The organism is Streptomyces sp. NPDC107575, assembly GCF_055657265.1.
The window spans coordinates 77,725-90,593 of record NZ_JBVKBG010000005.1; the positions used below are offsets into that span (position 1 = coordinate 77,725).

General features: G+C 71.4%; 13 protein-coding genes. 8 read left to right on the top strand and 5 right to left on the bottom strand.

The features are described 5' to 3' along the window. The first annotated feature begins 39 nt into the window (after positions 1 to 39). The 4 genes from ACZ7L4_RS25155 to ACZ7L4_RS25170 all read left to right on the top strand — a co-directional run bounded on the left by ACZ7L4_RS25155 (position 40) and on the right by ACZ7L4_RS25170 (position 4,418). On the top strand, positions 40 to 1,890 hold the full coding sequence (locus ACZ7L4_RS25155) for an AMP-dependent synthetase/ligase (RefSeq protein ID WP_472105820.1): 1,851 nt from the start codon (positions 40 to 42) through the stop codon (positions 1,888 to 1,890). A gap of 7 nt (positions 1,891 to 1,897) precedes the next feature. Then, positions 1,898 to 2,524, top strand: a complete 627-nt coding sequence (locus tag ACZ7L4_RS25160) for a TetR/AcrR family transcriptional regulator (protein ID WP_472105822.1) — start codon at positions 1,898 to 1,900, stop codon at positions 2,522 to 2,524. Between the two features lie 43 nt (positions 2,525 to 2,567). After that, positions 2,568 to 3,710, top strand: coding sequence for an acyl-CoA dehydrogenase family protein (locus tag ACZ7L4_RS25165; RefSeq protein WP_472105824.1), 1,143 nt, complete (start codon positions 2,568 to 2,570; stop codon positions 3,708 to 3,710). Positions 3,711 to 3,812: 102 nt separating this feature from the next. Continuing rightward, positions 3,813 to 4,418, top strand: a complete 606-nt coding sequence (locus tag ACZ7L4_RS25170; protein ID WP_472105826.1) for a dihydrofolate reductase family protein — start codon at positions 3,813 to 3,815, stop codon at positions 4,416 to 4,418. Here the strand turns inward: ACZ7L4_RS25170 and ACZ7L4_RS25175 are convergent. Continuing rightward, on the bottom strand, positions 4,412 to 5,320 hold the full coding sequence (locus ACZ7L4_RS25175) for a LysR family transcriptional regulator (protein ID WP_472105828.1): 909 nt from the start codon (positions 5,318 to 5,320) through the stop codon (positions 4,412 to 4,414). The two genes, ACZ7L4_RS25170 and ACZ7L4_RS25175, sit on opposite strands and share 7 nt — an antisense overlap. A gap of 84 nt (positions 5,321 to 5,404) precedes the next feature. On the opposite strand from ACZ7L4_RS25175, the gene ACZ7L4_RS25180 reads away from it, so the two are divergent. Next, on the top strand, positions 5,405 to 6,331 hold the full coding sequence (locus ACZ7L4_RS25180; RefSeq protein WP_472105830.1) for an EamA family transporter: 927 nt from the start codon (positions 5,405 to 5,407) through the stop codon (positions 6,329 to 6,331). A 44-nt stretch (positions 6,332 to 6,375) separates the two neighbouring features. Beyond that, positions 6,376 to 6,741 carry an iron chaperone gene (locus tag ACZ7L4_RS25185; RefSeq protein ID WP_472105832.1) on the top strand — a complete coding sequence of 122 codons (366 nt, stop codon included), beginning with the start codon at positions 6,376 to 6,378 and terminating at the stop codon, positions 6,739 to 6,741. Here the strand turns inward: ACZ7L4_RS25185 and ACZ7L4_RS25190 are convergent, their stop codons facing one another. Next, positions 6,742 to 7,182 (bottom strand): DUF6194 family protein, encoded by a 441-nt coding sequence (locus ACZ7L4_RS25190; RefSeq protein WP_472107337.1) that lies wholly within the window; start codon positions 7,180 to 7,182, stop codon positions 6,742 to 6,744. Positions 7,183 to 7,248: 66 nt separating this feature from the next. Between ACZ7L4_RS25190 and ACZ7L4_RS25195 the strand changes: the two genes are divergently transcribed. Beyond that, positions 7,249 to 8,004: a MerR family transcriptional regulator gene (locus ACZ7L4_RS25195; RefSeq protein WP_472105834.1), complete on the top strand. Its 756-nt coding sequence runs from the start codon at positions 7,249 to 7,251 to the stop codon at positions 8,002 to 8,004. On the opposite strand, the gene ACZ7L4_RS25200 is transcribed toward ACZ7L4_RS25195, so the two are convergent. The 3 genes from ACZ7L4_RS25200 to ACZ7L4_RS25210 form a co-directional block, all read right to left on the bottom strand. After that, a complete protein-coding gene (locus tag ACZ7L4_RS25200) occupies positions 7,979 to 8,629 on the bottom strand; it encodes a class I SAM-dependent methyltransferase (RefSeq protein ID WP_472105836.1) in 651 nt (216 codons plus the stop codon). The genes ACZ7L4_RS25195 and ACZ7L4_RS25200 overlap by 26 nt on opposite strands. An 82-nt stretch (positions 8,630 to 8,711) precedes the next feature. Beyond that, positions 8,712 to 9,992, bottom strand: coding sequence for an MFS transporter (locus ACZ7L4_RS25205; protein WP_472105838.1), 1,281 nt, complete (start codon positions 9,990 to 9,992; stop codon positions 8,712 to 8,714). Between the two features lie 258 nt (positions 9,993 to 10,250). Further along, positions 10,251 to 11,747, bottom strand: a complete 1,497-nt coding sequence (locus ACZ7L4_RS25210; RefSeq protein WP_472105839.1) for an amidohydrolase family protein — start codon at positions 11,745 to 11,747, stop codon at positions 10,251 to 10,253. Positions 11,748 to 11,923: 176 nt separating this feature from the next. Between ACZ7L4_RS25210 and ACZ7L4_RS25215 the strand changes: the two genes are divergently transcribed. Next, positions 11,924 to 12,742: an IclR family transcriptional regulator domain-containing protein gene (locus ACZ7L4_RS25215; RefSeq protein WP_472105841.1), complete on the top strand. Its 819-nt coding sequence runs from the start codon at positions 11,924 to 11,926 to the stop codon at positions 12,740 to 12,742. The last annotated feature ends 127 nt before the right edge of the window (positions 12,743 to 12,869 follow it).

Sequence of the window (12,869 nt, forward strand, 5' to 3'; positions counted from 1 at the left end):
ACCCCGCACGTTCCACGTCGTACGTTTCCGGGAGCCGCCGTGACGCCAACAGAGCCCCTGCGCCAGTCCATCGACGGGCTGACGATCACCAAACTATTGCGCCGCAACGCCCAGGAGTTCGGGGACCTGCCCGCCCTCACCACCGGCATCGGACCGGACGCGGGCACCCTGACCTGGACCCAACTGCGCGCCGAGACCGCCGCGCTCACCCGTGGCCTCGCCCAACTCGGCCTGGACCGGGGCGAGCGCCTCCTCATCGCCATGTCGAAGCGGGCCGAGCACTGGGTCACCGACCTGGCCGCCGCCCACATCGGCGCGCTGCCCTGCAGCACGTACGACACGCTGAGCACCGAGCAGATCGGTGTCATCGCCCGGCACAGCGCCGCCACCGTGCTTGTCCTGGAGGGCGAGGAGCAGGTGCGGCGCTGGGCGCCCGTCCTCGACGACCTGCCCAACCTGCGCGCCGTCGTCGTCCTCGACTGGTCGGCCGCGCCCGCCGACGACCCGCGCTTCGTCAGCTACGCGGCCGTGCGCAACGCGCTGCCGCCCGACGACGCCGCCTTCGAGACGCTCACCGACGCCGCCACCACGGACCAGCCGCTGGCCCTCGTCTACACCTCGGGCACCACGGGCGACCCGAAGGGCGTGGTGCTCTCGCACCGCAATGTCATCCACGAGTCCGTGATGCAGGAGCAGTTGGTGCCGCTGCCCGAGCATCCGCGCTCGGTCGCGTATCTGCCGATGGCGCACATCGCGGAGCGGGTCCTCGGGATCTACATGCCGATCTGCAGCGGCGGCCATGTCACCATCTGCCCCTCCCCCGACCAGCTGCTGCCCGCGCTGCAGAAGGTCCGCCCGCACGGCTTCTTCGGTGTCCCGCGGGTGTGGGAGAAGCTCACCACCGGCCTGCGCGCCCAGCTCGCGGCGCTCCCCGAGGAGCAGGCGACGGCCCTGGCGCAGGCCCAGAAGACAGCCCTTGAGGTCTTCCGGCTGCGCTCCGCCGACAAGGGCGTGCCGCCCGAACTGGCCGAGCAACTGCAGAAGTTGGACGAGGTCGCGCTGCGCCCGCTGCGCGCCGCGATCGGCTTCGACGACTGCCTGCGGGCGTTCAGCGGCGCGGCCCCGATCCCTACGGCCGTCCTGGAGTTCCTGGCGAGCGTGGGCCTGCCGGTGTACGAGGTGTGGGGCCTGAGCGAGACGACGGGCGCGGCCACGGTCAGTACGCCCGATGTGTTCGCCCTCGGCTCGGTCGGCCGTCCGGGGCCCGGAATCGAGGTGAAGGAGGCCAAGGACGGGGAGCTCTTCGTGCGCGGTCCGGTCGTCTTCTCCGGGTACCTCCAGGCGGACGGCGAGATCGCATCCGGCACGGACGCGGAGGGCTGGCTGCCGACCGGGGACGTCGGCACCGTCGACTCCCGGGGCATCGTCACCGTCACGGACCGCAAGAAGGAACTCATCATCACCGCCGGCGGCAAGAACATCGCCCCGACGAGGATCGAGTCCCTGCTGCGCGCCCACCCGCTGATCGGCCAGGCCGTCGCGATCGGCGACCGGCGCCGCTATGTCACGGCGCTCCTTGTCCTCGACGAGGAGGCGGCCCCGCACTGGGCACGCGCGGCCGGGATCACCACGACCGATCTCGACGAACTCGCCGTGCATCCCGAGGTGTTGGCGGCGCTCGACACGGCGGTCGAGGAGACCAACGCGGTCCTCTCGCGGGTGGAGCAGGTCAAGCGGTACCGCGTCCTCGCAGGTCCCTGGACGACGGAGACCGGCGAGCTGACACCCAAGCTGAGCCTGCGCCGCCGCGCCATCGACGACCTGCACGCGGCGACGATCGAGGCGCTGTACGAACCGGACGAGTCGCACGCGTCCGCCGACAAGGAGTAGAGCACCCATGGAAGGCAAGGCCCAGGCCACCCGGCGGCGCCGGATGGAACCGGACGCGCGCCGCGCCGAGATCCTCGCCGTGGCCCGCCGAAGGTTCGGTTCCGCCGGCTACGCCTCGGTGTCGATCTCGGACATCGCGGCCGAGGCCGGCGTGGCCCGGGCCCTCGTCAACCACTACTTCGGCGACAAGCGTCAGCTGTACCTGGAAGTGGTGCGGCAGATGATGGTCATCCCGGCCTCCGTCTCCCAGCGGCTGCCGCCGACCACGGCCGAGGAGCGTCTGGCCGTCTGCGTCGACCGCTGGCTCGAAGTCGTCGAGCGCAACCGGGAGATGTGGCTCGCGGCCATCGGCATGGAGTCCCTCGGCGACCCGGAGGTCGACCGGATCATGCTGGAGGCCGACGAGATCGCCACCGACCGGATCCTCGAGGCCGCCATGATGACGGACGTCTCCGAGGACGCGGGCCGGGAGAAACTCCGAGCGATGATCCGCGCCCACAGCGCCATGCTCAAGTCGGCGTCCCACGAGTGGCTGGCGCGCGGCACGCTCACCCGCGACGACCTGCACGTGATGCTCACCCGCTCCGTCGTCCATCTGCTGCACACGGTCTTCCCCGCGGTTCGCAGCGACTGACCCACGTCACGTACACACCTTTCCCCTTACTCAGGAGACACCCATGCCCCGAGTCCTGTCCGACGAGCGCCGCGATCTGGTCAAGGCCATCGCGGACTTCTGCGGTCGCGAGTGCGGCACGAAGGAACAGCGCGACAAGCTGACGTCCAACGGCGTGGAACACCACAATCAGCAGCTGTACGAGAAGATGGCGAAGCTCGGCTGGCTCGGCATCGCCGTCCCCGAGGAGTACGGCGGCGCGGGCCTCGGCATGGTGGACCTCTCCCTCTTCCTCCAGGAGACGTCCTACGGCCGGGCCCCCATCAGCGGTTTCGGCACGACGATCATCACCGCGGCGGCGTACGAGAAGTTCGGCACCGAGGAGCAGAAGCGCACCGTCCTCGAGGGTGTGGTGAACGGCCGGGTCGAGTCGGTGTCGATGTCCGAGCCTGGGGCCGGTTCCGATGTGGGCGCGCTGACCTGCCGCGCGGAGCGCACCGCGGGCGGCTACCTGGTCAACGGGCAGAAGACATGGTGCTCCAATGCCCACTTCGCCGACCACATCCTGCTCATCGCCCGTACGGAACCGGGTTCGGCGAAGCACGAGGGCCTGACCCAGTTCATGGTGCCGACCGATGCCGAGGGCCTGACCATCCGCGGCATCGACACGATGGGCGGCAAGGAGGTCAACGACCTCTACTTCACGGACTGTTTCGTCCCGGACTCGGCGGTGGTCGGCACACCGGGCAAGGCCTGGACGCAGCTGATGGCGGGCCTGAACCTGGAGCGGATGATCCTCGCCGCGATGATGCTGGGCGTGGCCCGCCGGGCCTTCGACGACACCCTGGCGTACGTCCGCCAGCGCGAGCAGTTCGGCCGCCCCATCGGCTCCTTCCAGGCGCTCAAGCACCGCATCGCGGACATGGCGACGGAACTGGAGTGCGCGCAGCTTCTCCTGGACGACACCGCCGCGACGATCGACGCGGAGCCGGGCAAGGTGTTCCCCCGCGAGGCTTCGATGGCGAAGCTCAAGTGCACGGAGCTGGCGAAGCACATCACCCTGGAGGGCATGCAGATGCTGGGTGGCTACGGCTACGCCACCGAGTACGGCATGGAGGCCATGCTGCGCGCGACGGTGGTGTCGACGGTGTACGGCGGGACGAGCGAGATCCAGCGGGACATCATCGGCAAGACGTACGGGCTGTAAACGGGAGCTGCGTGGCGTGCTCCCTTCCGGGCCGGCGCCGAGGCGCCCGTCGATGAGTTTCCGGCGGCCCGCCGGTCTACCCGTCGACGAAGGGAGCACGCCATGAGCAAGATCATTGTCTGTACGTTCCTGACGCTGGACGGCGTGATGCAGGCGCCGGGTGCCTCGGACGAGGACATGGAGGACGGGTTCGAGCACGGCGGCTGGCAGAAGCCGACCGACGACGAGGAGGTAGGCGCCGCCATCGCCGGCTGGTACGAGCACGCGGAGGCGATGCTGCTCGGCCGCAAGACGTACCAGCTCTTCGCGTCGTACTGGCCGACCGCCGATCCCGGCAACCCGTTCACCGGGCGGATGAACAGCATGCGCAAGTACGTGGCGTCCCGGACCCTGACGTCGGTTGAGTGGCAGAACTCCACGCTGCTGGAGGGCGACGTCGTCGATGCCGTGCGCGAGCTGCGGGCGTCCGGAGGCGGCGAGATCAATGTGGTCGGCAGCGGCGACCTGGCCCAGACCCTGATGCGCAACGGCCTCGTCGACGAATACCGGCTGACCGTCCACCCGGTGATCATCGGCACCGGCAAGCGGCTGTTCGCCGACGGAGCGATTCCCACGGCGCTCGAACCGGTCAGCGTCTCGACGACGAAGGGCGGCACCGTGGTGGGTGTGTACCGGCCGAACGGCGAGCCCAGCTACGACAGCTACTGAACGGCGGGTCGGGACACGGTCCGCCGGGTGAGCAGCTCGGTGACCAGGGCGATGGGCGGCCAGCCCAGGCGACCGTGCCGTGCGACGACGCGGGCCCGCAGCACCACCTCGGGTCCGGTGAGCGGCAGCAGCCGGACCCCGGGGAAGGTGGGGGTGCCGAGGGGCAGCAGCCCGACGCCGAGCCCGGCGGTGATCATGCCTTGGACCAGGTCGAGGCTGTCGGCCTGGTGGGTGACGCGGGGTGTGAACCCGGCCATGGCGGCCAGGGTGTGGATGACGGTCGCGTCGGAGGTGCCGCGGGAGTTGACGATCCAGTCCTGCGTGCGGAACGCGTCGAAGACGCCGAGGGTGTCCGCCCCGTCGGGCACTTCGGCGTCGGCGGGGACACCGAGACCCCAGGGCGCGGTCCACAGAGCGGTGGTGTGCAGGGCGGGGTCCGGCTCTGCGGGGGCCAGGTTGTAGTCGTAGGTGAGCGCGAGATCGGTCCCGTCCGCGGCGAGCAGTTCCAGGGCCTCTGCGGGTTCGTGCTCGCGGACGAGGATGTGCAGCCGGGGATGGCTCGCCGCCAGCTCGGTGACCAGCGGCAGCAGGTGGACGCGGATGGCGGTGGCGAACCCGGCCACCCGCAGTGTCCCGTTCGGCTCGGCCCCCGGAGCGAGGTCGAGGCGCGCGGCCTCGACGGCCGCGAGGATCCCCGCGGCGTGCTCGGCCAGGCGCCGCCCGGCCGGGGTGAGCCGCACCCGCCGTCCCTCCGGCTCGATCAGCTCGGCCCCCATCTCCTTTGCCAGGACGGCGAGTTGCTGCGAGACCGTCGAGGTCGTGGTGCCCACCGTGTCCGCGACCGCGCGCATCGAGCCGAGCCTGGACAGTTCCACCAAGAGCCGCAGCCGCCGTGTCTCCATTCCCCCATTGTCCAGGATCATCGAACGAAACGTCCATCATTGGCACGTGGACACGAACGATGCATGGGGCATTGACTGTCGCCCATGAGTTCGCCCAAGGCCCCACGCCGCTCCCGCCCCAGCGGCGCGCAAGCAGGATTCGCGATGGCCGTCGCCTCCATGTCCACCGTCCAGCTCGGCTCGGCCCTGACCGTCCCCCTCTTCGGCCAGCTCAGCGCGCTGGGCACGGCGGGTCTCCGCCTCGGCTGGGCGGGCCTGCTCCTGCTCGTGCTCATCCGGCCCCGCCGCCGTGACTTCACCCGGCCGGACCTGCTGGCCTGCACGGTGCTCGGCGCCGCGACCGCGGGAATGATGGTGTTCTTCATGCTGGCCCTCGACCGCCTGCCGCTGGGCACGGCGAGCGCGCTGGAGTTCCTCGGCCCGCTGGCGGTGTCCCTGTTCGGGCCCGGCCACGGCCGCAAGATGTGGACCTTGGCAGCCGCGGTCGGCGTCGTCCTGCTGACGGAGCCCTGGCACGACGGACTCGACGCGCTCGGTGCGGTGTACGCGCTGGCAGCGGCCGGCTGCTGGGCCGCCTACATCCTGCTCACCCAGCGCGTCGGCGACCGGGTCACCGGCCTGAAGGGGCTCGCGGTGTCCATGCCGGTGGCCGGCGTGCTCGGCATGCTCGTCGCCGCGCCCGCCGTCTCCGCGAACGTCACCTGGACGAGCCTGTGGATCATGCTCGCCCTGGCCGCCCTGAGCCCCGTCCTGCCCTTCGCCCTCGAATTCCTCGCCCTGCGCCGCCTGACCACGTCGGCCTTCGGCACCCTGATGAGCCTCGAACCCGCCATCGCGATGCTGGTCGGCCTCGTCGTGCTCGGCCAGAATCCCGGCCTGGCCCCGGCGGTCGGCATCGCCTTCGTGGTCGCCGCGGGCATCGGCGCGACCCGCACGGGCGGACGCCCGGCGGCACCGTCCCCGGCCGACACGGGTTCCACGGCTCCCGCCCCGGCGTCGGTCGAGGCGTGAGGACGCACACCACGGAGGTGAAACCGACGACGTACGATCACGCCATGGTGCAAAGCTCCGCCGCGAACGTGGACGACTACCTCGCCGAACTGCCCGAGGAGCGCAGGGCCGCGCTCACCGAGCTCCGGCGGCTGTGCCGCGCCGAGTTGACCGGTTTCGAGGAGGTCATGGCGTACGGCATGCCCGCCTACGAGCGGGACGGTGTCGCCGAGATCGCCTTCGCGAGCCAGAAGCAGTACATCTCCTTCTATCTGATGCGCAGCGACGTGCGTGAGGCCCACGCCGAGCGGCTCGCGGGGCAGGACATGGGCAAGGGGTGTCTGCGGTTCCGGAAGGCGGCCGCCGTCGACTTCGACCTCGTGCGGGAGCTGCTGCGGGCGACGGCCGCCCGGCCGGGCACGGTCTGCTGATCACGCCTGCCGGCGGCGCTCGAAGCGGGCCCGTGCGGCGTCGTGCGCGGAGCCGAGCAGCCGCAGGACTGTCCCGTGCGTCCGCTCGCCCGGATTGACGACGCAGATCCAGTTCTGGGCGCCGTACACGGGGTGCGGCAGCAGGGTGTCGACGGCCGCGTAGTCGCGCGGCGAGTCTCCAGTGAGCTGTTGGAATGCGGCCCGGTCCACCTGAATGTTCACGCGCAGGCGGTCGGGGGCGTCCAGGTCCGACAGCGTGTCTCCGGGGTAGTTCTTGGTGACGATCGTCCCGTACGGCTGTGTGGCCCGCGGGACCTCGCCGTCCGGCGCGCAGTAGAAGAACGCGTCGCCCCACGCGATCTCGGGGAAGTCGCCACCGGGCTCCGGAGCGAGGACGAGGGCACCGTCGAAGCCGCGCACCGTCTTGATGATCTGTTCCATACTCGTGTCGCTGGTCATGGTTCAAGCATCGGCTTGAAGTGCTTGTGTGGGGTTGAGAGGGGATCGATGGTCGACGAGAGGACGCTGAGGACCGTCGATGTGGCCAGGGAGTCGGGGTACTCCGTGCAGCAGGTGCGCGATCTGGAGCGGCTCGGGGTCGTCCCGGCGGCCGTCCGGTCGGGCAATGGCTACCGGGCCTACGCACCCGTCCATGTGCGGGCGCTTCGCGCCTACCGGGGACTCGCCGGAGCCATGGGGCCCGTCGCCGCCAGGCAGCTGATGGCGGGGCTGTGGACGCGGACGGTCGAGGAGGCGGCGGCCTCGGTCGGCGCCGTGCATGTCGGCCTCGCGCGCGAGCGCGACGAGGTGCTGCGCGCGCAGGAGGCGCTGTGGGCGATCGGGTCCGAGGCGGCACACGACGGCCCGGGCCATGGGGTGGTCGAGTCCGAGGACATCATGACCATCACCGAGCTCGCCGCCGCGCTCGGCGTGCGCACCTCGACGCTGCGGTTCTGGGAACGGGAGGGTCTCGTCGCGCCCGAGCGCGTGACGTCGCAGCGGGCGCGGCGCTACGGACCCGCCGCGATCGGCGCGGCCAGGATCGTCGCGGCGCTGCGCGGCAGCGGGTACGGGATCCCAGCGGTGCGGGAGATCGTCGACTCGCTGCACTCATTGAGCGAGGGCGGCGGGCCGGAGCGGGTCCGGCGCGTGCTCGACGAGCGGCTCGACCGGATCGCCGCACGCTCCGTGGCGCTCCTGCGCGCGGGCGCGGATCTCGCCGCCGTCCTCGACTCCCTCACTGCGACGAAGGCTGAGGCGTAGGCAAGGGCTTGACCGCGACGAGGCGTTCGATGACGCCGAGGCTGTAGCGCTCGCGCTCGACGACGCGGAATCCCGCCTCTCGTACGAGGTGCAGCGGGCGGCGCAGTTGATGGTCGTCGGCGAGTTTCAGCATCACGGGTTCAAGGGCCCGCTGGAGCGTGCGGACGGCGAATTTGTGGCTGATGACGTGGTCGAGCAGGAGGAGCGTGCCGCCCGGCGCGAGGACGCGGTGCATCTCGGCGACGGCCCCGCGGTCGTCCGGGATGCAGCACAGGGCCAGCGCGCAGACGACCGTGTCGAAGGAGCCGTCGGGGAACGGGAGCCGGGTCGCGGACGCCTCGCTGAGCGTGGCGTCGACCCCGAGGTCGGCCGCCCGGACCCGGGCGCGGGCCAGCATGTCCGGGGAGAGGTCGACCCCGGTCAGGTCGGTGCCCTTGGGATAGTGCGGCAGGTTCAGGCCGGTGCCGACCGCGACCTCGAGGACCCGGCCCTCGGCCCGCGCGCACAGCCGGGCGCGGCCGCCGCGCAGCATGTGGCGGTCGAAGCGGCGCATCCAGCCGTCGTAGTGGGGCGCGTCGCGGGCCCAGATCTTCTGGGTGCGCAGGTCCTGATCGCGGTCGGTCACGGCGGCCTCCCCTTCGGCGCGGGCGTCCGGTCCCAGCATGCGGCCCGACCGCGCCGAAGGCGAGCACCCCCGCACGGGGTACTCAGGCGAGGCGCTCGCCCTTGCGCTCCGGGATGACGAACATGGCGAGGATGTCGGCGACGTAGATCGCGGACAGCAGGCCGATGGCGACCGCGAAGCCCCACCGGTCCGCGCACAGCGCCACCACGACGGGCGCGAAGCCGCCCACCGCGCGGCCGATGTTGAACAGGGTGTTCTGCGCCGTGGCCCGCACCTGCGTCGGGTACAGCTCGGCCATCAGCGCGCCGTAGCCGCCGGTCATCCCGTTGGCGAAGAGGCCCATCACGGCGCCGCCGACGAGCAGCGCCCAGGGCGAGACGAGCTGGCTGTACGCGAGGACGGAGACGGCCGCGCCGACCTGGAACAGCCAGAACGTCCTGCGGCGGCCGAGGCGGTCGGCGAGTTCGCCGAAGAGGAGGATGCCGAGCGCCATGCCGACGACGGTGACGGCGGTCCAGCCGGAGGACTTGGTGAGGCTGTAGCCGAACCGCTCGCTCAAGTAGGTCGGCAGCCACGTCATGATGCCGTAGTAGCCGAAGTTCTGGACCGAGGTCAGGACCAGGACGCCGAAGCTGGCACGGGCCGTGGGGCCGTCCTTCACCAGCAGCTTCAGCGAGGCGAGCGTCGACAGGCGTACGCCCTCGCTGCGGGTGCGCGTGAAGTGCTCGGGCTCGTGCAGCCGGGAGCGGAGCGCGATGGCGACCACCGCGGGCACCGCGCCGATCAGGAAGAGACCCTGCCAGCCCCAGGCGGCGAGCACCGGCGCCGAGACGAGCGCGGCGGCCAGCACGCCCGCCTGGAAGCCGAGCGCCACCAGCGATGTGGCGCGCGCCCGCTTCTTGCTCGGCCAGGCCTCCGCGGCGAGCGTCATGCCGATCCCGAACTCGCCACCGATGCCGACGCCCGCCAGGAAGCGGAACGCGGACAGCTCGCCGTACGAGGTCGCGAGCGCCGAGAGACCGGTGAAGACGGCGAAGAAGATCACCGAGTACGTGAGGACCTTCACCCGGCCGATCCGGTCGGCGAGCATCCCGAAACCGAGTCCGCCGACGACGGCGCCGATGAGCGTGATGGTGGCGAGCGAACCGCCCTGCGCCTTGTCCAGGCCCAGGTCGGCGGAGATGGCCGAGAGGGCGAAGCTCAGGATCAGCAGGTCGAAGCCGTCCATCGCGTAGCCGAGGGAGGAGGCGAACACCGCCTTCTTCGCGTAGCGGCTGGGCTTGTCACCGCCGTCGCCGCCGTCCGCGCTGTCCACCGGGCCCGCGGCGCTCGGGGGCGCGGACGTCTCATCCAGTTGTGTCATGTGGCTTGGTTCCGTCGTTCCGTCGGGCAAGGTGGACTGGGGCAGGCGCCGGGGCGGGCGTCCTGCCCCACCCGCTCATGCCGACGTCCGGACACGGCGCGACCGGGGGGAAATGGCCGCGGCATCCGGAGAACGGAAGAAGAGATGGTGGCGTCGACGGCCTCCAGGAGGACCGTGCTCGCACCGGCAGGGTGAAATTATTTCACACGGCACGCATCGCCCTCGCCACCGCCTCTTGGCCACCGCCTGCGGAGCACGTCACCGGCCGTGGGTCGTCGCGGACCGGAAGTCCGTGTACGTGTACGGGTTGTCGAGGATCTTCGTCTCCGGGACGTCGGGGTTCATCCCGGCCCGCCACGCCTCCTCCCCCAGCGTCGACCGCAGATGCTCGACGGTGGCCTCGGCCTCACGTCGTACGGCGGCGAGGTCGATGTCGACGAGGCGGTGCGCGTGCTTCACCACCCGCCCGTCAACGAGGACGGTGTGCACGTCGCCGCGCTGGGCCTGGAAGGCGACGTGCCCGTAGGGGTTGAGGAGCGGGAAGGAGACGGGTGAGTGGTCGTTCTTGATGAGGACGAGGTCGGCCTTCTTGCCTTCCTCCACCCTGCCGAGGTCGCGGTCCCGGCCGAGCGCCCGCGCGCCGCCGGCGGTCGCCCACTCGACGACCTGCTCCGCCCGCAGCGCGCAGTGCGTGACGGTCTCCCCCAGCGCGTGCGCCTCCAGGTGTTCGCGGGCCCGGTCGGCGCCCAGTGTCGTACGCATCGCGGAGAACAGGTCGCCGCTCCACCACACACTCGTGTCCATCGACAGGGACACCGGGATGCCGTGCGCGCGCAACGCCCAGGTGGTCGGGTACCCCTGGCCCGCGCTCTGCTCGCTCTCCGTGGAGACGGACACCGAGCCGCCGGTCGCGGCGATGCGGTGGTACGAGTCGGGTGACAGCGTCGCCGCGTGCACGTACACCGTCTCGGGCGTCATGAAGCCGTGCTCGTGCATGAGGCGGATGCCGTCGTCGTTGGTGGCGCCCCACACCCCCGCGTGTGTGCTGACGGGGACGCCGAGTTCGCGGGCCGCCTCGAAGGCCGGCTTCTCGGGGAAGGCCGGGTCGCCGGTCACGTCGAAGGCGAGCTGGAACCCGAGCAGGTCGTCGGCCGCGTCGATGTGCCGGCGCGCGAAGGCGCGGAAGTCGGGGTCCGTGGCCCATGCGGCGGGCGCCTGCTGGATGTTGCCGTACGCGAGGACGTAGCGGCCGGGGGCCGAGCGCAGCGCGTCCACGGCGGCCTCGGCGTGTCCGATGCTCTGCAGCCCGTGCGACCAGTCGACGACGGTCGTGACGCCCGCGTCGAGCGCTTCGACGGCGGCGAGCAGGTTGCCCGCGTGGATGTCCTGGGGGCGGAAGGCGGTGCCGTGTTCGAGGTAGTACCAGACGAAGTACTGGGTGAGCGTCCAGTCGGCGCCGTAACCCCGCATGGCCGTCTGCCACATGTGCCGATGGGTGTCGATCATGCCGGGCATGACGATGCCGTCGGCGGCGTCGATCTCCAACGTGCCGTCGGGTACGGAGAGTTGTGGGCCCACGGCGGCGACACGGTCACCGATCACGAGCACGTCGGTGTCCGGGAGGATCCGGCGGGTGCGGTCCATGGGCAGGACGGTGCCGCCGCGCAGGACGACGGGCCGTCCGGGCGGGAAGGCTTCGGGCGGGCTCGACGGGACGGGCGGGTTCGGCGGATCCGAGGGAGCTGAGCGATCCATCATCGGTCTCCTCTCCGGCATCCCGGGAGCCACTCGATGTCGCTCCCGGCGACTTCGGACGAGCGTCCGGATGCCGGTCGGCCATTGCCACCGATGCTGATGAAGGCGCACCCTACTGTCAATCCCCCGACGAACAATGGGGAGTTGGAGAGCCGCACGGCCCGGAGGTAGCCCCCATGCCCCGCGAAGGAACCGGCCCTGACTTCATCGAGGCACTGGCCCGCGGCCTGGACGTGATCACCGCGTTCCGGCCGGGCCGTCCGGCGATGACACTCGCCGAGGTGGCGGGCGCCACGGGCCTCGCCCGACCGACCGCGCGCCGCATCCTGCTGACACTGACCGAACTCGGCTACGTCCGCCAGTGCGCGGCCGGCTTCTCGCTCACGCCCCGAGTGCTCGACCTCGGGGTCTCCTACGTCCGGTCGATGGGCCTGTGGGACGTGGCGCGCCCCCACCTCGAACGCCTCGTCGAGCAGACGGACGAGTCCTGCTCGATCGCCCAGCTCGACGGTTCGGACATCGTCTACGTCGCCCGCGTGGCCCGCCCGAAGATCGTCACGCTGTCGGTGCAGATCGGCACCCGCTTCCCCGCGCTGCAGACCTCCCTCGGCAAGGTGCTGCTCGCCGCACTGCCCCCGGACGAGGCGGCACGGGCCCTCGCCGAACCGAGCCGCTCGGGCCTCATTCCGCTGTGGCGCCCCGAACGTGCCGAGTGGCAGCGGGAGTTGTGCGACGTACGGGCCCGCGGCTGGGCCCTCACCGACGAGCAGCTCGCCCGCGGCATCCGCTCGGTGGCGGCGCCCCTGCGGGACGGGACGGGCCGGGTGATCGCGAGCGTCAACGTCAACGCGCACGCGGCGGAGACGTCGGTCGACTTCCTGGTGCGCGAACATCTGCCGCGCCTCCTGCACGCGGCGGGCGAGATCAGCCTCGACTTCGCCCGGGTGGATTCGGTGCCGCATGTGACGGTGGCTCCGCCGGTCGCGCGGCACTGACGGTCGGCCGTTCCACCGCCTCGGGGCTCCGCCCCGAACCCCGCCGCTCAATCGCCGCAGGGGCTTGATGGGCACCAGCGCCTTGACGCCCCCTTCGACCAAGCCCACAATCGCCCGCACGGACAAG

Excerpts from the sequence above, each read along its gene's own strand:
- ACZ7L4_RS25160 (WP_472105822.1), top strand. The coding sequence starts at position 1,898 with ATGGAAGGCAAGGCCCAGGCCACCCGGCGGCGCCGGATGGAACCGGAC.
- ACZ7L4_RS25165 (WP_472105824.1), top strand. The coding sequence starts at position 2,568 with ATGCCCCGAGTCCTGTCCGACGAGCGCCGCGATCTGGTCAAGGCCATC.
- ACZ7L4_RS25170 (WP_472105826.1), top strand. The coding sequence starts at position 3,813 with ATGAGCAAGATCATTGTCTGTACGTTCCTGACGCTGGACGGCGTGATG.
- ACZ7L4_RS25175 (WP_472105828.1), bottom strand. The coding sequence starts at position 5,320 with ATGGAGACACGGCGGCTGCGGCTCTTGGTGGAACTGTCCAGGCTCGGC.
- ACZ7L4_RS25180 (WP_472105830.1), top strand. The coding sequence starts at position 5,405 with ATGAGTTCGCCCAAGGCCCCACGCCGCTCCCGCCCCAGCGGCGCGCAA.
- ACZ7L4_RS25185 (WP_472105832.1), top strand. The coding sequence starts at position 6,376 with ATGGTGCAAAGCTCCGCCGCGAACGTGGACGACTACCTCGCCGAACTG.
- ACZ7L4_RS25190 (WP_472107337.1), bottom strand. The coding sequence starts at position 7,182 with ATGGAACAGATCATCAAGACGGTGCGCGGCTTCGACGGTGCCCTCGTC.
- ACZ7L4_RS25195 (WP_472105834.1), top strand. The coding sequence starts at position 7,249 with ATGGTCGACGAGAGGACGCTGAGGACCGTCGATGTGGCCAGGGAGTCG.
- ACZ7L4_RS25205 (WP_472105838.1), bottom strand. The coding sequence starts at position 9,992 with ATGACACAACTGGATGAGACGTCCGCGCCCCCGAGCGCCGCGGGCCCG.
- ACZ7L4_RS25210 (WP_472105839.1), bottom strand. The coding sequence starts at position 11,747 with ATGGATCGCTCAGCTCCCTCGGATCCGCCGAACCCGCCCGTCCCGTCG.
- ACZ7L4_RS25215 (WP_472105841.1), top strand. The coding sequence starts at position 11,924 with ATGCCCCGCGAAGGAACCGGCCCTGACTTCATCGAGGCACTGGCCCGC.